General features: G+C 44.7%; 19 protein-coding genes. 16 read left to right on the top strand and 3 right to left on the bottom strand.

All coding sequences use genetic code 11. From position 1 onward, the window contains the following. Positions 1-234 precede the first annotated feature (234 nt). Positions 235-1173 (top strand): 23S rRNA pseudouridine(955/2504/2580) synthase RluC, encoded by a 939-nt coding sequence (gene rluC / locus MD535_RS02515; protein ID WP_265673364.1) that lies wholly within the window; start codon positions 235-237, stop codon positions 1171-1173. A 165-nt stretch (positions 1174-1338) separates the two neighbouring features. On the opposite strand, the gene MD535_RS02520 is transcribed toward rluC, so the two are convergent. Beyond that, positions 1339-1923, bottom strand: a complete 585-nt coding sequence (locus MD535_RS02520) for a Maf family protein (RefSeq protein ID WP_265673573.1) — start codon at positions 1921-1923, stop codon at positions 1339-1341. A gap of 135 nt (positions 1924-2058) precedes the next feature. Here MD535_RS02520 and yceD point away from each other — a divergent pair, with 135 nt between their 5' ends. The 15 genes from yceD (at position 2059) to MD535_RS02595 (ending at position 15355) form a co-directional block, all read left to right on the top strand. Next, positions 2059-2583, top strand: a complete 525-nt coding sequence (yceD, locus tag MD535_RS02525; RefSeq protein ID WP_265673365.1) for a 23S rRNA accumulation protein YceD — start codon at positions 2059-2061, stop codon at positions 2581-2583. Positions 2584-2613: 30 nt separating this feature from the next. Continuing rightward, a complete protein-coding gene (gene rpmF / locus MD535_RS02530; RefSeq protein ID WP_031493499.1) occupies positions 2614-2784 on the top strand; it encodes a 50S ribosomal protein L32 in 171 nt (56 codons plus the stop codon). Positions 2785-2793: 9 nt separating this feature from the next. Beyond that, positions 2794-3816: a phosphate acyltransferase PlsX gene (gene plsX, locus MD535_RS02535; protein WP_265673366.1), complete on the top strand. Its 1023-nt coding sequence runs from the start codon at positions 2794-2796 to the stop codon at positions 3814-3816. Positions 3817-3824: 8 nt separating this feature from the next. After that, positions 3825-4775, top strand: coding sequence for a beta-ketoacyl-ACP synthase III (locus tag MD535_RS02540; protein WP_265673368.1), 951 nt, complete (start codon positions 3825-3827; stop codon positions 4773-4775). Between the two features lie 56 nt (positions 4776-4831). Next, positions 4832-5755: an ACP S-malonyltransferase gene (fabD, locus tag MD535_RS02545; RefSeq protein ID WP_265673369.1), complete on the top strand. Its 924-nt coding sequence runs from the start codon at positions 4832-4834 to the stop codon at positions 5753-5755. A 16-nt stretch (positions 5756-5771) separates the two neighbouring features. Beyond that, positions 5772-6506, top strand: a complete 735-nt coding sequence (gene fabG / locus MD535_RS02550) for a 3-oxoacyl-ACP reductase FabG (protein ID WP_265673574.1) — start codon at positions 5772-5774, stop codon at positions 6504-6506. Positions 6507-6668: 162 nt separating this feature from the next. Then, a complete protein-coding gene (acpP, locus tag MD535_RS02555; RefSeq protein ID WP_027697107.1) occupies positions 6669-6902 on the top strand; it encodes an acyl carrier protein in 234 nt (77 codons plus the stop codon). Positions 6903-6996: 94 nt separating this feature from the next. Beyond that, positions 6997-8238, top strand: a complete 1242-nt coding sequence (gene fabF / locus MD535_RS02560; RefSeq protein ID WP_265673370.1) for a beta-ketoacyl-ACP synthase II — start codon at positions 6997-6999, stop codon at positions 8236-8238. Between the two features lie 80 nt (positions 8239-8318). Continuing rightward, entirely contained in the window at positions 8319-9125 is an 807-nt protein-coding gene (gene pabC / locus MD535_RS02565; protein WP_265673371.1) for an aminodeoxychorismate lyase, read from the top strand. After that, entirely contained in the window at positions 9119-10135 is a 1017-nt protein-coding gene (mltG, locus tag MD535_RS02570; protein ID WP_265673372.1) for an endolytic transglycosylase MltG, read from the top strand. The genes pabC and mltG overlap by 7 nt, the downstream gene beginning before the upstream one ends. After that, positions 10132-10770, top strand: a complete 639-nt coding sequence (gene tmk, locus MD535_RS02575) for a dTMP kinase (protein WP_265673373.1) — start codon at positions 10132-10134, stop codon at positions 10768-10770. The genes mltG and tmk overlap by 4 nt, the downstream gene beginning before the upstream one ends. A gap of 3 nt (positions 10771-10773) precedes the next feature. Further along, positions 10774-11730, top strand: coding sequence for a DNA polymerase III subunit delta' (gene holB / locus MD535_RS02580; RefSeq protein ID WP_265673374.1), 957 nt, complete (start codon positions 10774-10776; stop codon positions 11728-11730). A 173-nt stretch (positions 11731-11903) separates the two neighbouring features. Then, positions 11904-12671, top strand: a complete 768-nt coding sequence (locus MD535_RS02585) for a TatD family hydrolase (protein ID WP_265673375.1) — start codon at positions 11904-11906, stop codon at positions 12669-12671. A gap of 455 nt (positions 12672-13126) precedes the next feature. Continuing rightward, complete coding sequence (gene ptsG / locus MD535_RS02590) at positions 13127-14560, top strand: PTS glucose transporter subunit IIBC (protein WP_265673376.1); 1434 nt, start codon at positions 13127-13129, stop codon at positions 14558-14560. 189 nt (positions 14561-14749) lie between these two features. Beyond that, positions 14750-15355, top strand: a complete 606-nt coding sequence (locus MD535_RS02595; protein ID WP_265673377.1) for a hypothetical protein — start codon at positions 14750-14752, stop codon at positions 15353-15355. A 113-nt stretch (positions 15356-15468) separates the two neighbouring features. Here the strand turns inward: MD535_RS02595 and MD535_RS02600 are convergent, their stop codons facing one another. Next, complete coding sequence (locus MD535_RS02600; RefSeq protein WP_106427128.1) at positions 15469-15570, bottom strand: MetS family NSS transporter small subunit; 102 nt, start codon at positions 15568-15570, stop codon at positions 15469-15471. Between the two features lies 1 nt (position 15571). Further along, positions 15572-17041, bottom strand: coding sequence for a sodium-dependent transporter (locus MD535_RS02605; RefSeq protein WP_265673378.1), 1470 nt, complete (start codon positions 17039-17041; stop codon positions 15572-15574). Positions 17042-17444 lie beyond the last annotated feature (403 nt).

A 17444-nucleotide genomic window follows, 5' to 3' on the forward strand; every position in this document is an offset into this window, starting at 1 on the left:
CGACAAACCACAGAAAAAAACATATTATCATCCGCTTTTTTTAGGTTAATTGATTGAATTTTAGTCTTATTTCCAAAGGTGTGATTTTGGGTTAGATAAATTGTGTGAAATTTATCCACAGCTTGTCCCGAGAGTATATATCGGGCGTGATTGAAAAAGGTGGAGTGTGCTTTGCTTCGTTATTGTGAAAAGAAAGCGTTATTTTCTTAATGCTTTGGGTGTTATAATCACCAAATGAGTGAAATAAGAACTAAAGTCCAATTTGTCGATATTGACGACGATATGGCTGGTCAGCGCATTGATAACTTCTTGCGCAACCAATTAAAAAGTGTGCCTAAAAGTGTGGTGTATCGAATTGTCCGCAAGGGTGAAGTTCGTGTAAATAAAAAACGAGTGAAGGCAGAGTACAAGCTACAAGCCGGTGATATTGTTCGTATACCACCTGTGACGATCGAAGAAAAAGAATCTGACGCGCCAGTGAGCACAAAGCTCAACAAAGTCGCAGAGCTTGAATCTCACATCATTTATGAAGATGACCATGTGTTGATTTTGAATAAGCCTTCAGGTACGGCTGTTCATGGCGGCAGTGGTTTGAAGTTTGGTGCAATTGAAGCGTTAAGGGCGCTGCGTCCCGATGCTCGCTTTTTGGAGTTGGTACATCGTATTGACCGTGATACATCAGGGATTCTTCTGGTGGCCAAAAAACGCTCCGCGTTGAGACATTTGCAAGCTCAGTTTAGAGAAAAAACGGTTCAGAAGTACTACTTTGCCTTGGTGATGGGAAAGTGGAAGCCAAGTTGTAAGGTGGTCAAAGCGCCATTGCTTAAAAACGAGGTCAATAGCATCGTTCGAGTGAATCCAAATGGTAAAGCGTCTGAAACGCGATTTAAAGTACTGCAAGCGTTTGAAGAGGCAACATTAGTTCAGGCCAGTCCGATCACAGGGCGTACTCATCAAATACGTGTCCACGCTCAATACACCGGTCACCCTATTGCATGGGATGATCGCTATGGTGATCGCCGCTTTGATGCGTACACCGCCAAAGTGGGTTTGGACAGGTTGTTCTTGCATGCGGCTAATATTATTTTTGTTCACCCTGCGACAGAAAAGCGTATGGAGATTCATGCAGAAATGGAGCCGAAGCTTAAGAAAGCCATCGCTCAATTAAAATAGAAAATCACTCCCTTTAGGTCTTGTCGCTTAAAGGGAGTCATCGCCCTCCTGTCGTCGATGCCTTATTAGGGCTTCTTTCCTTTATTCACGAACTTTCCTTTATTCACTAACATGCATGAGTTATTTAATCCGTTTACCCTAGCCCTGAACTTATTATTAAGCCATTTAGTTAAGTGGTGAGATGCCATGCGCGTCAAGCATCGTGACCAAGTCGATGAGTGGCAACCCAACTAAGGTGTTGGGATCTTTACCATTAAGGGACGAAAACAACGTGATGCCAAGTCCTTCGCTCATAAAACTACCCGCGCAATAGAAGGGCTGTTCAACGTCCACATAGCGCTCGATTTGCTGTGTCGTGAGCGTTCTAAAGGTCACGTCAAAGGTGTCCACTTTTACGTCTGATTGCTGTGTATTAGTGTCGTACAGTGCAAGCCCGGTATAGAAACGAATAGTCTTACCGCTTTGCTGAGTGAGTTGAGCTATCGCGTTGGCCCGTGTTAACGGTTTTCCTATGATGGCACCATCAATCACACACACTTGGTCACTGCCGATAATCAGTGCATTAGACTCGGCGGAGAGTGCTTGTGCTTTGCCCAAAGCGAGCCGCTGAACTAAGGCTTCTGGGGTTTCATTTGGCTGGATAGTTTCGTCGAAATTTGGTGCTTTGGCCGTAAAGTTCAGTCCTAGCTTGCCGAGTAACTCTGCGCGATAAGGGGAGGTAGATGCTAAAATTAACTGAAATGATTCCATTTGTGCTGTCATTTTTTTATCATTCGTTCGGTTTTTAGAGTATTCTAACGATTCTCAATCGTAAGGTGAAAAAAGTACAACTTTTTTGCCTTTTTCTTTGACTAAATTTGATTTGGAAGATAATATTCGCGCCCTATGCAGAAGGTAAAAATACCGCGAACGGTTGACCCGTCCAAGACAGCACAGAAAAGACTCGACTTTGATGGCATCATCCAAGTGAGTTTGTTCAAGCGTCTTCACGAGTCGGTTGAAAGCGTAAAACGCGATGCGAACGTATCATTGTCCTTTGGGCATGATGAACAGCGATTAGTTGTTATCTCTGGTAAAGCTAACATCGAAGTCGACTTAGAGTGTCAACGTTGTAACGAGTCTTTCGCACATGAGTGCGAAGTTCAATTCACTTATACTCCTTATTTTAGTGAGAAAAGTGAAGAAGAAGCACCTGAAGATTATGATTTGGTAGATCTTAATGAATACGGTGAAGTGGACTTGATACGACTGGTTGAAGACGAGTTCATCTTAAACCTGCCTCAAATAGCAATGCATGACGACGCAGATTGTAGCGTTAACTCAAATAATATGGTGTTTGGTGAAATTCCAGAAGAACTTGTGGAAGATAAACCGAATCCATTCGACGTTTTAAAAAGCTTAAAGAAATAATTTTTAAGCATTAACACAGGAGTAGGGTCAATGGCCGTACAAAAAAGCAAGAAGTCACGTTCTATGCGTGGCATGCGTCGTTCACATGATGCGCTAACTTCAGCTGCGCTATCTGTAGACGCAACTTCAGGTGAAACTCACCTACGTCACAATGTGACTGCTGACGGTTACTACCGTGGCAAAAAGGTTATCAACAAGTAAGGTTGACCTTTGCATAATATAACCGTTGCACTTGATGCAATGGGCGGGGATTTCGGTCCTTCCGTAACAGTGCCTGCCGCCGTGCAGGCACTGTCGCATTTCCCAGAGCTGAAAGTCATAATTGTCGGCGATCAAGCGTCGATACAAAACCAACTCAACGAATTGGGTCATCAGCGTAGCAGCCGTTTAACGGTGAGACACTGCGACCGAATCATCTCGAATTCAGAAAAGCCCTCACTTGCACTTAGACACAGCCAAGACACTTCTATGCGTGTCACGATCGATCTCGTCGAGTCTGAGCAAGCTGATGCCTGCGTAAGTAGTGGAAATACTGGCGCTCTCATGGCACTTTCTCGTTTCCGCCTTAAGCTACTCCCCGGCATTGATAGGCCCGCACTTGTGACTGCGTTGCCAACCGCACAGGGTAATAAAACCTGGATGCTGGACTTAGGCGCTAACGCATCCGTTGATGCCGATTCTTTATTTCAATTTGCGGTAATGGGCAGCGCACTGGCTGAACAACATTTGCGGCGAAAGCCTAGAGTGGCGATTCTCAATATTGGCGCAGAAGAGATCAAAGGCAATGATTTAGTTAAACGTTGCGCTGAAATGTTGTCGCAAACACATTCCATCCATTATATTGGTTATATTGAAGGTAATGAGTTACTTCATGATGCCGCGGATGTGGTTGTGTGTGATGGTTTTGTAGGAAATACAGTACTAAAGGCATGTGAAGGTACTGCTCAACTTTTTGTTGATAAGTTGAAAGCTCGCTTGTCTGCCTCATCAATTAAAGGATGGATAGCAAGAATATTGTTCTCCGATCTTATAAGTGAGGTGAAAACACTGAACCCCGACCAGTATAATGGGGCAAGTTTGTTAGGATTGCGCGGCATTGTCATTAAAAGCCATGGAAGTGCTGATGTCCCAGCACTTGTTAATGCTATAGGCGAAGCAGTCCATGAGGTGAGGCGCCAAGTGCCAAACCAAATAAGTGATCGTCTAGAAGCAGTGTTACTCGAGAGGCAATAATAGTCTTCATGTATAGCAAAATATTAGGTACAGGCAGCTACCTGCCGTCTCAGGTGCGTTCAAACGCAGACTTAGAGAAAATGGTAGATACGACAGATGAATGGATCGTAACGCGTACAGGCATTAAAGAACGCCGCATCGCTGCTGAAGATGAAACTGTTGCTGATATGGGGTATCACGCCTCAGTGAAAGCCATTGAAATGGCCGGTATCGATAAGAATGATATCGATATGATCATTGTTGCGACCACCAGCAGTAGCCATGCTTTCCCGTCTTCGGCGTGTCAAGTTCAAGCAAAGCTTGGTATTCAAGGGTGCCCTGCGTTTGATATGGCGGCCGCGTGTACTGGCTTTGTGTATGCACTATCGGTGGCCGATCAGCACATTAAGACTGGCATGTGTAAAAATGTACTTGTCATCGGTTCCGACTGTTTATCAAAAACGGTTGAAGAAATTGATCGTTCAACGATTATTCTTTTTGGTGACGCGGCTGGTGCTGTTGTACTCGGCGCTAGCGAAGAACCGGGAATTCTATCAACGCATACCTACGCGGATGGGCGATTCGGCGATTTATTAAGCCTTGAGATGCCCGTTCGTGGTGGTGAGCTTGATAAATGGCTGAACATGTCGGGTAATGAAGTGTTTAAAGTTGCCGTGACGCAATTGTCTAAACTGGTTAAAGATACCCTTGCCGCGAATGATATGGATAAGTCCGATCTGGACTGGTTGGTGCCCCATCAAGCCAATTACCGTATCATTTCCGCGACGGCAAAAAAATTAGGTATGCCAATGGATCAAGTGGTATTGACGCTTGATCGCCACGGTAATACCTCGGCTGCGACTGTCCCTACCGCACTCGATGAAGCGGTACGTGATGGTCGAATTAAGCGCGGTCAGAACCTGCTACTCGAAGCTTTTGGTGGTGGATTTACTTGGGGTGCGGCGTTAGTCCGTTTCTAGCCTAAAGTATCTAATAAACGAATTTAATATTGATTGCGTTGTTTAAGGAAATAGCGATGAGTAATTTTGCAATCGTGTTCCCAGGTCAGGGTTCACAAACTGTTGGTATGCTTGCCGAGCTTGGTGAGCAGTTCGATGTTGTTAAGCAAACATTTGCTGAAGCGTCTGAAGCGTTAGGCTATGACTTATGGTCACTGGTCCAAGAAGGTCCAGCAGAAGATCTCAATCAAACACATCGTACACAACCCGCTTTACTTGCGTCGTCTGTTGCAATTTGGCGAGTTTGGCAAGAGCAAGGGCTAGAACAACCTAGCATGATTGCTGGTCATAGCCTAGGTGAATACTCTGCGTTGGTATGTGCAGGTGTGATTGACTTTAAAGAGGCGATCAAATTGGTTCAGCTGCGTGGTCAGTTGATGCAAGAAGCCGTACCAGCAGGTGTGGGCGCCATGTACGCAATTATCGGCCTTGACGATGCGGCTATCGCTAAAGCGTGTGAAGAAGCAGCGCAAGATGAGGTTGTGTCTCCTGTAAACTTTAACTCACCAGGCCAAGTTGTGATTGCAGGTAACAAAGCCGCTGTAGAACGTGCTGGTGCGTTGTGTAAAGAAGCGGGCGCGAAGCGCGCACTGCCTTTACCAGTATCTGTACCTTCACACTGTGCGTTAATGAAGCCAGCGGCTGAAAAATTAGCGATTGCTTTGCAAGACATTGAGTTTAACGCGCCAACACTGCCCGTGATTAACAATGTCGCGGTAGTAGCAGAAACCGATCCAGCTAAGATTAAAGAAGCGTTAGTGGCTCAGCTCTATAGCCCGGTTCGTTGGACTGAAGGCGTGACGAAGATGAGTGAAGAGGGTGTTGAAAAGTTATTTGAACTTGGCCCTGGTAAAGTATTAACCGGTCTAACGAAACGTATCGTTAAGACATTAAGTGCCGCTGCTGTTAATGATTCAGCGTCACTTGAAGCAGCAAAATAATAAGGAAAGTAACATGATGAACCTTGAGGGCAAGATTGCCTTAGTAACAGGTGCGAGCCGCGGTATTGGTCGTTCTATTGCTGAATTGCTTGTTGAGCGCGGCGCGACGGTAATCGGTACTGCGACGACGGAAAACGGCGCAGCTGCTATTAGTGAATATCTTGGTGAGAACGGTAAAGGTTTTGCGTTGAACGTCACCGATACTGCATCAATTGAGGCATCTCTTAAGCAAATGACAACAGAGTTCGGTGCGATTGATATTCTAGTTAACAACGCTGGCATTACGCGCGATAACCTACTTATGCGTATGAAAGACGACGAGTGGACGGATATCATGGATACAAACCTAACGTCTATTTTCCGTCTTTCTAAAGCCGTATTGCGTGGCATGATGAAAAAACGTCAAGGGCGCATCATTAATGTGGGTTCTGTTGTTGGCACTATGGGTAATGCTGGTCAAGCAAACTATGCGGCTGCAAAGGCGGGCGTTATTGGCTTTACTAAGTCTATGGCACGTGAAGTCGCCTCTCGTGGTGTCACAGTTAACACAGTTGCCCCAGGTTTTATTGAAACAGATATGACAAAAGCGCTGAATGATGAGCAACGAGCTGCTACACTAGCGAACGTACCTGCAGGTCGTTTAGGTGACCCTCGTGAAATAGCTTCAGCAGTTGTATTTCTTGCATCTCCAGAAGCGGCTTATATCACGGGTGAGACACTTCACGTGAATGGCGGCATGTATATGGTTTGATCTGCGCAACATTTGTGCATGATTTAAGTCAAAAATGTACTGAATTTCGGTTAAATTCGCGAAAATTGTGGTTTGACCAGCAAGGACCCCCTTGCAACTTTCAACAGTTCGAATAAACTACGGAAACATCGCATTGAGCGAAATCTGTAAAGGAAAAGAAAAATGAGCAACATTGAAGAACGCGTAAGAAAAATCATTGTAGAACAGCTAGGTGTAGACGAAGCAGAAGTTAAGAACGAAGCTTCATTTGTTGACGATCTAGGTGCAGACTCTCTAGACACAGTTGAGCTAGTAATGGCTCTTGAAGAGGAATTCGATACTGAGATTCCTGATGAAGAAGCAGAGAAAATCACTACTGTTCAAGCGGCTATCGACTACGTAAATAGCGCTCAGTAATATCTCTCCCAGGCGGCCTTCTGGCCGCCTGTGTTTTTTTAACCTCTTCTATCCTTTCAAATAGAAACATTTCAATCCCCCGGAGAAAAATATCATGTCCAAGCGTCGTGTTGTTGTCACTGGCATGGGTATGTTGTCACCGGTAGGCAACACCGTAGAATCTTCATGGAAAGCCCTATTAGAAGGTCAAAGTGGCATCGTTAATATCGAGCACTTTGATGCAACTGAATACTCAACTCGCTTCGCTGGTTTAGTCAAAGACTTTGATTACAGCGAATACCTCACCAAAAAAGATGCTCGTAAAATGGATTTATTTATCCAGTACGGAATCGTGGCAGGTATGCAAGCTCTTAAAGACTCAGGCCTAGAAGTTAACCCAGAAAACGCTCACCGTTATGGTGTTGCCATTGGATCGGGTATTGGTGGCCTAGACTTAATTGAAGCGGGATATAATGCGTTAGTAGGTAAAGGCCCACGTCGTGTAAGTCCTTTCTTTGTTCCATCAACCATCGTAAATATGGTTGCTGGTCAGTTATCTATTTTCGCAGGCTTACGTGGCCCGAATATCGCAATTTCTACAGCGTGTACTACTGGTTTGCATAACATCGGCCATGCCGCTCGCATGATCGCCTATGGCGATGCAGAGGCGATGGTTGCTGGTGGTTCTGAAAAAGCGTCAACGCCTCTTGGCATGGCGGGTTTTGGAGCTGCTAAAGCGTTGTCTACTCGTAACGATGAGCCACAAAAAGCGTCGCGTCCTTGGGATGTTGATCGTGATGGCTTCGTGTTGGGTGACGGCGCCGGTATGATGGTTGTTGAAGAATACGAGCATGCTAAAGCTCGCGGCGCTAAAATTTATGCTGAAATCGTTGGTTTTGGTATGAGTGGTGACGCTTACCATATGACATCACCTAGTGCTGATGGTTCTGGCGGTGCGTTAGCGATGGAAGCGGCAATGCGTGATGCAGGCGTAACAGGAGAACAAATCGGTTACGTCAATGCGCATGGAACATCAACACCTGCAGGTGATATTGCTGAGATCAACGGCATTAAACGTGCGCTGGGTGAAGCTGGCTCTAAGCAAGTATTGGTTTCTTCTACTAAGTCGATGACTGGTCACCTTTTAGGTGCTGCTGGTTCAGCTGAGGCAATCATCACGGTTATGTCTTTGGTTGATCAAATGGTTCCACCGACAATCAACTTAGACAACCAAGAGCCAGAAATTGATATTGACCTTGTACCGCACACCGCGCGCAAAGTTGATATGGAATATGCTCTGTGTAACTCATTTGGTTTTGGCGGAACGAATGGCTCGTTGATCTTCAAAAAGATTTAACCCTTTCGTTCAAAGAAGTCACTTGTAATCAAACGGCTTGATGCTTAGCATTAAGCCGTTTGTTTATTTAGGGAAGACACATGTTTTGGAGAGACGGAGAAATTATTGAAAAAGTGTCTGTATCAGACAGAAGTTTTCAATATGGTGACGGTTGCTTTACAACGATACTAACCAAACATGGCAATATCATGTTGTGGCAGAAACATGTCGCACGAATGAACACCGCCCTCAAGGTGTTACAGATCCCACAACCTAATTGGTCCGTTGTCCACGAGCAGCTGACTTCCGTCGCGCTAACTACGCCACTTGCGGGGTTAAAAATTCATGTCAGTCGCGGGTGTGGTGGCAGAGGCTATAGTCCGTCGGTTGAGAGTGGGCCTATCGTTACGATCAGCTGCTTTCCTTATCCTCCACATTACTTGTCATGGCGTGAAGAAGGCTTATCTTTAATGCTGTGCAAGACCCAATTAGGGTTAAACCCTTTGCTCGCCGGTATTAAGCACAATAACCGTTTAGAGCAAATATTGATGAAAGCGGAAATAGAACAAACTCGCTTTGATGATGGACTTGCTCTAGATTTGAATGACAATGTGGTTGAAACAAGTATGGCGAACGTCTTTTGGGTCAGTGAAGGCAAGGTCTATACGCCAACTCTTGCTAACTCAGGCGTGGCAGGGGTCATGAGAGCTGAGGTCATTGAAGCGTTAAAGCACTTGCAGATTAAGTGCTATGAAGATGAGTACTCGTTGTCAGCACTATTGTCTGCGGATGAAATATTTGTGAGCAATTGTATTCTAGGGGTTGCGCCGGTGAAGAAAATTGAGGAAGCTGCTTTACCTATTGGTAGGGTTACCAGACGTATTCAGGAGTATTTAGATCAGTGTTAAAGAAGCTGTTATTTATTATTATTGTGTTCATTGCTTTAGCTCTCGGAGCGATGTTTTACGTGCAGAAGGGTGTTGATGCATTTCTTGGGCAATCTTTGCGTATCGAATCACCTCAGTTGGTGACGATAAAGAGAGGCAATAGCCTTAATACTGTATTTTCACAGTTTCAAAAAAATGACTGGATTGATGAAAGTCCTTTTTCTCAGCTTGTCCGTCGTTTTCACCCTGAGCTTTCTCAGCTCAAAGTGGGTACTTTCCAACTCCAACCTGGTATGGATCTCACACAGGCGATTGATGTATTAAATGAAGGTATCGAGTACCAACTTGCCATTACCTTTATTGAAGGCTCGACATTTAAAGAGTGGCGCGAGCAGCTATCCGCTGCAGAGCATTTAAATCAAGTCGCGAGTGATATGTCGGAAGCCGATATTGCAGCGCAGCTTGAGATCCCGCAAACAAAACTGGAAGGATTGTTTTTAGCGGAGACGTATCACTATGCTGTTGGAGATAGCGATCTTGATATTTTGCGTCGAGCTCATAATAAACTAGACCGTATCTTGACAACGAATTGGAACAATAAACAGCAAGGCTTGCCTTTAAAAACACCTTATGAAGCGTTGATACTTGCCTCTATTATTGAAAAAGAAACCGCGGTTGCATCTGAGCGTGAGCGTGTTGCATCGGTATTTGTCAACCGTCTCAACCGTCCGATGCGCCTGCAAACCGATCCTACCGTGATCTACGGTATGGGGGAACGGTATGATGGTAACATTCGCAAGAAGGATTTACGTGAACGAACACCATACAATACGTATGTTATTGATGGGTTGCCACCAACCCCGATTGCTATGCCAGGGGAAGCGTCTATTCATGCTGCATTACACCCTGAAAAAAGCCGCTACCTTTATTTTGTCGCCAGTGGTACTGGAGGGCATGTGTTCTCTAAAAATCTTAGAGACCATAATCGAGCGGTACAAAAATATTTAAAAACGATAAGAAGTCAGAAATGAGCCAAGCTAAATTTATTGTTATTGAAGGGCTAGAAGGTGCAGGAAAAAGTACTGCTATTCAGACTCTTCGTTCGGAATTAGAACGTTCAGGCATTGAGCGAATCACTAACACGCGAGAGCCTGGCGGTACCGCACTGGCAGAGAAAATGCGAGCGTTAGTGAAAGAAGAACACGCTGATGAAGCGCTGCAAGATCGTTCTGAACTCCTTCTTATGTACGCCGCTCGCATTCAACTTGTGGAAACGGTAATTAAACCTGCTCTAGCACAAGGTACATGGGTGATCGGTGATCGCCATGATATGTCATCTCAAGCTTATCAAGGTGGCGGTCGACAAATTGATGAGTCGGTGATGAGTTCCCTTAAGCAAATCGCGATTGGTGATTTCAAACCAGACTTCACACTTTATCTTGATATTGACCCTAAGTTAGGTTTAGAAAGAGCTCGTGGTCGTGGAGAGCTTGACCGAATTGAAAAAATGGACTTGAGCTTCTTTGAAAGAACCCGCGCTTCTTATCTGAAGATTGCAGAGTCTGACGATAGTGTGGCCATCATTGACGCAAGCCAATCTATCGAGGGTGTGCAAAAAAGCATTCAGACGGCAGTGCAAATGTGGTTGATAGAGCAGAAGGGGTAAGCAGTGAAAAGCTATCCTTGGCTTGAGGGGCTTTGGCTGCAACTCAAGCAGAGCCTTGACAATGAACGTATTGCTGGCGCAATGCTCGTGCAGGCGCAGAAGGGTTTAGCCCCTGATGCTCTGATACACCAATATGTATCAGGTGTGATGTGCCAGAACGATCATTCAGAGCCGTGTGGGTTTTGTCATTCTTGTGATTTACTGAAGAGTGAATCGCATCCGGATGTACACTACTTGTTACCTGAAAAAGACAAAAAGGCGTTGTCTGTTGATCAAATCCGTCAGGCTAACAAATGGGCTCAAGAGTCTTCTCAGTTTGGCCGATACCGTATCATCGTAATACCGAATGCGGAAACCATGAATGCCTCGGCTTCCAATGCGTTGTTAAAGACATTAGAGGAGCCGCCTAAGCAATGTCTATTCATATTGTCGACTGAGAATGCTAAGCTTTTGCTCCCCACGATACGAAGCCGTTGTGAAGTGTGGCACATTGCGTTGCCTAATGCGAAAACATGTTTGCAATGGGTCGAAGAACAGACAGGCAAGCCTGTGCCTGAATCCGCGGGCTATTTGTGTAGTTATGAACCATTAACAGTGTTGAACTTTATTAAAGAGAAACACGATAAGTCTTATGGTTTGATGATGGACGCATTCATAACCTTCCTACAAGGTGACCGATTGGACACATCGAGTGTTTGGGCTGAAATGACGAAAAGCAAAATCGACCTTACTATCACCTTAGGCTGGTATTGGCATCTGCTTTGCGCCGCTCAAAAACAGGCATTAGGACTTGAGGGTGCCTATCACTTGAAAGACGCCGTCACGCTGGCTCAGTTATTCTCCTATGAATGCTTGTTTCAGCAAGGCGACCGTATTCAAGAGTTACGTAACCAGTTACGTTCAAATCCAGGGCTAAATGGCGAAGTGTTATTTGCCAGTTGGTTGTATGAGTTTGACTGATACAAATGTTACGTGTACGCGGTCTGAGGTAGCGTGATAATTTTAAAAAAGAGGCGGGTCTCAGCCTCTTTTTTCTATGGGCTATGTTCGCCCTTTACTCCTATCGTTCGCTATATTGTTTAATGATATACGCTAGTAATTATCGTCATTTATAATTTAAAAGTACTTATTCTATGTTTGTAGATTCTCATTGCCATCTCGATAAACTTAACCTAGACGATCACCCGTCAGGAATTGAAGACATTATTAACAAGGCTAAAGCAGCCAACGTACACCAGTTGCTCTCCGTTGGTGTTACGTTAGATGCTTTTCCTGGGATGATGAAGCTGATTGAGCCTTACTCTGAAGTAATGGCGTCTTGCGGGGTTCACCCATTAGATGTAGAAAGCGCGTTTTCACTTGCGACCTTTAAAGAGTATGTGATGCACCCAAGAGTCGTTGCGGTGGGGGAAACAGGGTTGGACTACCATTATCAGCCAGAGACTGCAGCCCTACAAAAAGAGCGGTTTGAGCAGCAAGTAGACGTCGCGGTGGATGTAAATAAGCCACTCATTATTCATACGCGCGATGCGCGTGAAGATACACTCGCTGTTTTGCGAAATGGCGGAGCGGAACGTTGTGGTGGCGTGATTCATTGTTTCACGGAAGATCTTTCATTCGCTGAATCGGCGATGGACTTAGGATTCTATATTTCCATTTCCGGTATTGTGACTTTTCGTCAAGCAACAGCGTTAAAAGAGGTGGTGAAACAACTTCCACTAGAGCGACTTTTGATTGAAACAGACTCTCCGTATTTAGCGCCTGTTCCCCATAGAGGTAAGCAAAACCAGCCTGCTTATGTCGTTGAGGTCGCCGCCTATATCGCGCAATTAAAAGGCATTTCGTTGCATGAAGTAGCAGAAAAGACGTCAGAAAATTACCAGGCACTTTTTTTGCGGTAGCAATTAAGTTGGGGTGTTATTTGACCAAAAAGGATGCCTGGCGCATCCTTTTTTCTAATTGCAAGTCAAATGGTTAACGAAAAGTTAATGTTCACCAAAAATGTTGAAGTAAAATCGACTCTACACCACAGTGTGTAATTACGTTACGTAAAATAACTTATAGCGCTATTTTATTTGCTGGGTGAAATTAATTGACATAAATGTAATTTGGCTATTATTCAATGGTTTATGTTCAAAAAGTGGTGGTTTTTAGAGTTTTTTTGACTGTGATCTACTCTGAGTTTTGAAACTTAACTTCGTAACACTGTAGAAAGTATTAGGGTCATCAAGCTATATTTATCAACAGAAAATACAAATCATAATGTGGTTACATTTTCATTGGGTGCTAACATTTAAGGCTGCGGGGGTGTGCCGTTAGTGCCCATTAATCTAATAACTTTATCAGGAGCATAAACATGTTTAAGAACCTTTTTGCTAACCTGCAAAAAGTTGGTAAGTCACTGATGCTACCAGTATCGGTTTTACCAGTTGCAGGTATTCTATTAGGGGTAGGCGCTGCCGACCTTAGCTTTATTCCAGACGTAGTATCGAACTTGATGGAACAAGCTGGTGGTTCAGTATTTGGTCAAATGGCATTGCTATTTGCGGTAGGTGTTGCACTAGGCTTTACGAACAACGACGGTGTTGCAGGTCTTGCTGCAATCGTGGGTTACGGCATCATGACAGCAACGCTTAGCGTGATGGCTGATGTTATGGGTGTTGAAGGCATCGATACTGGCGTACTAGGTGGTATCCTAGTCGGTGGTGTTGCAGCTTGGGCATTTAACCGCTTCTTCAAAATTCAATTACCGGAATACCTTGGCTTCTTCGCTGGTAAGCGTGCTGTGCCAATCATTACAGGTTTCACGGCAATTGGTCTTGGTATCCTGCTTTCTATCATTTGGCCACCAATTGGCGGCGCTATCGGTGCGTTCTCTGATTGGGCTGCACACCAAAACCCAACAGTAGCATTTGGTATCTACGGTATTGTTGAGCGTTCTCTGATTCCATTTGGTCTTCACCACGTATGGAACGTACCATTCTTCTTCGAAGCGGGTACATGTGTTAACGCAGCAGGCGAAACTCAAAACGGCGTTCTAACTTGTTACCTAGTTGCTGATGAAGCATCTCGTGCAGCGGGCAATGGCTTCGGTCAACTAGCTGGCGGTTACATGTTCAAGATGTTCGGTCTACCAGCAGCGGCAATTGCTATCGCACATTGTGCTAAGCCTGAAAACCGTGCGAAAGTAATGGGTATCATGGCTTCGGCAGCTCTGACTTCATTCCTAACGGGTATCACTGAACCAATCGAATTCTCTTTCCTATTCGTTGCTCCAGTTCTGTACGCAATTCACGCTCTACTAGCGGGTTCTGCTTACGTTGTTGCGAACATGCTTGGTTTTGTACACGGTACATCGTTCTCGCACGGTCTAATCGACTTCCTAGTTCTGTCTGGTAACTCTCAGAAGATCGGTCTGATGGTTGGTGTTGGTCTGGTTTACGCGGCTATTTACTACTTCGTATTCCGCACTGTTATTACAGCGATGGATCTTAAGACTCCAGGTCGTGAAGATGAATCAGAAGATGCAACTACCGTTCAATCTGGTAGCGAAATGGCTGGTGAACTTGTTGCCGCGTTTGGTGGTAAAGCAAACATCACTGGTCTAGACGCCTGTATCACTCGTCTACGTGTTGCAGTAGCAGACGTAGAACAAGTTGACCAAGATAAACTTAAGAAGCTTGGTGCAGCTGGTGTTGTCGTTGTAGCAGGTGGTGTACAAGCTATCTTCGGTACTAAATCTGATAACTTGAAAACAGATATGGATGAGTGGATTCGTAACCACGGTTAATCTTTAAGTTGTTAAGTTAATTATTAAGGGAAGCATTTGCTTCCCTTTTTTCTATCTGAACCTTGTCTTGCCCCTTTCCTTGTCATGACATAACGATCCCCCCATTCACTAAAATCTCTGCAATTTTGTCATACCCATAAACGCTCTCACTAATTAGAAGAGCGGCAGCACTAAGCAGAGAACAAACACATGAAATCAAAATTCAAACTCGGTATCAGTTTAATTAGTCTGATGTTCGTTTCTACCTTGTCAATCGCCGCAGGTAGCACTGCAGGTGGCGAAGAAGAATGGCAGATTGTTGAAGAGGGTAGTACCAATACAGCCAGTACTAAGCCATCGCCGAGCACCAGTAGCACCGCCTCTTCGAATCGCAGTGCATCATCGAGCCAAGCGCAATCAAAGCCAGCAAAGTCTAGTAGTCAGCGCTCCTCCAGTCGACGCAGCGGCGGAGGCAACAGCGGGTTTAAAATTGGTATGGGACTGGATCAAGGCTTGAGCGTAGTTGGTCAAATCAATAATCAGGTCAACTTTGCGATTGGCAATGATGGCATAGCGGCGGACTACATCTTTAATCGTGGTCGTTTTGGCGGCGATGTGCCGTTTACTTGGTTTGCTGGCGTCGGTGGTCAAATCAAACGTTCTGATAACTTCGGTCCGCGAATCGCTCTGGGTGTCGAACTGGATATCTCGAATGGTTGGGATGCTTATGCGCAGCTAACACCCAATATGATGTTCCATAAGAGTGATTTGAAATTAGGGATTGGAGCGGGTATTGGTATTCGCTACAGCTTTTAAAAGCAAAGACCTTATACACCACCAATAAGAAAGCCAGCATGAAGATGCTGGCTTTTATTTTGTTGCCTCAACGCTTCAGGTGAACAGCGCTCAGAGGGCCAGAAAACACTCGGCTATTTGTGGTTTTTATCCATGGCTTTTTTGATGCAGTAAGATGCACCGCCCCATGTAATACCTAGGCCTAGAACCATCATAATAATTGCACTAGTTGTCATTTTAAGCGTCCTTCTTACTTGTTACATTGACGGCAACACCGACGACGACGAGCAGCCCCATAAGTCCCCAGCCAAGTAGCATGAGATCAAATTGCGCATAGCCGCCATAACCTTCAGTGATTAGAGTTTGGAACTTCGTTGCGACAATCATTGCGAGAATAACTGGAGTGATAAAGCGCAAGCAGATATCGAACCAAGCGCCGATTGAAAAATCAGAGACTTTGTTAACATACTCGCGTACATCGGCAATTTTTAGTAGCCATGCCATGAGTATAATCTCAATGAAACAGCTCACCACAATACCCACGTTATTCGCGAAGTGGTCCACTAAATCTAGCAGTAATAGGCCGCCATTGGTCGCAAATGCCATAGAAATAATGAGGCCAGAGCCACAAATAATCGTGGCCGCTTTCTTACGACTCCAGTTCAGCTTATCGATGACAGCAGAGGTGACGGCTTCCATGATAGAAATATGAGAGCTTAAGCCTGCGATAACGAGTGCAAAGAAAAACAGTGGCCCTAAGATGTACGGCGCTGGTAGTAAATTAATGGCTGCTGGTAGCGTGACAAATGCTAGGCCGACACCAGCGGTAACAACCTCTGTTAGCGGCTTACCTTGCTCTTGAGCCATGTATCCAAGTACTGAGAAAATCATGATACCAGCTAGGATAGAGAAGCCACAGTTAATCAATACTGTCATGAACGCATTATTAGTAATATCTGACTTCTCAGGCAAATAACTTGAATAAGCGAGCATGATGGCAAAACCAATACTTAGCGTGAAAAAGATTTGACCATAAGCGGCAGCCCAGACTTTCATGTCCCAGATTTTACTGAAATCCGGTTCGAATAGGTAGTTAACCCCGTTAAGTGCGCCCGGAAGAAATACCATGCGACCGATCAGTAGAATTACCATGATGAACAAGATAGGCATCATGATTTTTGCTGCTCGCTCAATCCCGGCCTTTACACCACCAGCAATAGCGGAGTAGGTGATTGCCCAAGCAATGAGCATGGCGCCAGCAATTTTCCACTGAATAGCGCCAAGGCTAGTTGGCGAGTTGTCGCCTAGCTGTAGGTATTCACTAAAGAAGAAGGCATTAGTGTCGGTTCCCCAGCTTTGAGTAAACGACATGCCAAAATAAGAAATCGCCCAACCAATAACGGCGACGTAGTAGACGGCGATTGTTGCCGCAACACCGACTTGAAACCATCCGAGCCATTCAAACTTGGCGTTAATTTTACTGAGTGTTTTTGGTGCAGAACCTCGGTATTTTTGACCCATACTGAATTCGAGAATCATGAATGGAATACCGGCGGTGATCATGGCAAAAAGGTAAGGAATAAAGAATGCACCGCCACCATTTTCGTAGGCCATGTAAGGGAATCGCCAAATATTGCCGAGTCCGATTGCCGACCCCACTGCTGCAAGAATAAATCCAGCGCGGGATCCCCATTGTTCGCGTTTCATAGTTAACTCCTTTTATACATCATCTTCGACATAAAATGCTATTCAATGAATAGCGAGCTGCACCAATTATTAATATGTCATTTGTATGGTGAGCCAATTATCGGTTGTATCATGTTTTGTTTGTGGTTTTTGTGTTTGCAATGTGGCCATATTATAGTGATATAAACCACTTATTCCGACTCTTAGTATCGAAAGTTAAAACTTTCAACTGAGTGTGAGGTTAAGATTACCCATGTTAACGAGTGTTGGCAATAGATTACGTTTATAGAGGCGGAGCGGATGGGTGGTGGTATTGACTGGTAAATGTCTATATTTTGGTTGTATGTTCTAATTGTGATTTGTATCTCAAATCAATCCGTGACTCTTTGTTTTATAATTAGTGCAAACCACTAATTAATTTTTC

Origin of the sequence: Vibrio qingdaonensis (assembly GCF_026191675.1) — a bacterium.
GTDB classification, from domain to species: domain Bacteria; phylum Pseudomonadota; class Gammaproteobacteria; order Enterobacterales; family Vibrionaceae; genus Vibrio; species Vibrio qingdaonensis.

What these genes read in the sequence shown, in the direction of transcription:
- rluC (WP_265673364.1), top strand. Translation starts at nt 235, where the DNA reads ATGAGTGAAATAAGAACTAAAGTCCAATTTGTCGATATTGACGACGAT.
- MD535_RS02520 (WP_265673573.1), bottom strand. Translation starts at nt 1,923, where the DNA reads ATGGAATCATTTCAGTTAATTTTAGCATCTACCTCCCCTTATCGCGCA.
- yceD (WP_265673365.1), top strand. Translation starts at nt 2,059, where the DNA reads ATGCAGAAGGTAAAAATACCGCGAACGGTTGACCCGTCCAAGACAGCA.
- rpmF (WP_031493499.1), top strand. Translation starts at nt 2,614, where the DNA reads ATGGCCGTACAAAAAAGCAAGAAGTCACGTTCTATGCGTGGCATGCGT.
- MD535_RS02540 (WP_265673368.1), top strand. Translation starts at nt 3,825, where the DNA reads ATGTATAGCAAAATATTAGGTACAGGCAGCTACCTGCCGTCTCAGGTG.
- fabD (WP_265673369.1), top strand. Translation starts at nt 4,832, where the DNA reads ATGAGTAATTTTGCAATCGTGTTCCCAGGTCAGGGTTCACAAACTGTT.
- fabG (WP_265673574.1), top strand. Translation starts at nt 5,772, where the DNA reads ATGAACCTTGAGGGCAAGATTGCCTTAGTAACAGGTGCGAGCCGCGGT.
- acpP (WP_027697107.1), top strand. Translation starts at nt 6,669, where the DNA reads ATGAGCAACATTGAAGAACGCGTAAGAAAAATCATTGTAGAACAGCTA.
- fabF (WP_265673370.1), top strand. Translation starts at nt 6,997, where the DNA reads ATGTCCAAGCGTCGTGTTGTTGTCACTGGCATGGGTATGTTGTCACCG.
- pabC (WP_265673371.1), top strand. Translation starts at nt 8,319, where the DNA reads ATGTTTTGGAGAGACGGAGAAATTATTGAAAAAGTGTCTGTATCAGAC.
- tmk (WP_265673373.1), top strand. Translation starts at nt 10,132, where the DNA reads ATGAGCCAAGCTAAATTTATTGTTATTGAAGGGCTAGAAGGTGCAGGA.
- MD535_RS02585 (WP_265673375.1), top strand. Translation starts at nt 11,904, where the DNA reads ATGTTTGTAGATTCTCATTGCCATCTCGATAAACTTAACCTAGACGAT.
- ptsG (WP_265673376.1), top strand. Translation starts at nt 13,127, where the DNA reads ATGTTTAAGAACCTTTTTGCTAACCTGCAAAAAGTTGGTAAGTCACTG.
- MD535_RS02595 (WP_265673377.1), top strand. Translation starts at nt 14,750, where the DNA reads ATGAAATCAAAATTCAAACTCGGTATCAGTTTAATTAGTCTGATGTTC.
- MD535_RS02600 (WP_106427128.1), bottom strand. Translation starts at nt 15,570, where the DNA reads ATGACAACTAGTGCAATTATTATGATGGTTCTAGGCCTAGGTATTACA.
- MD535_RS02605 (WP_265673378.1), bottom strand. Translation starts at nt 17,041, where the DNA reads ATGAAACGCGAACAATGGGGATCCCGCGCTGGATTTATTCTTGCAGCA.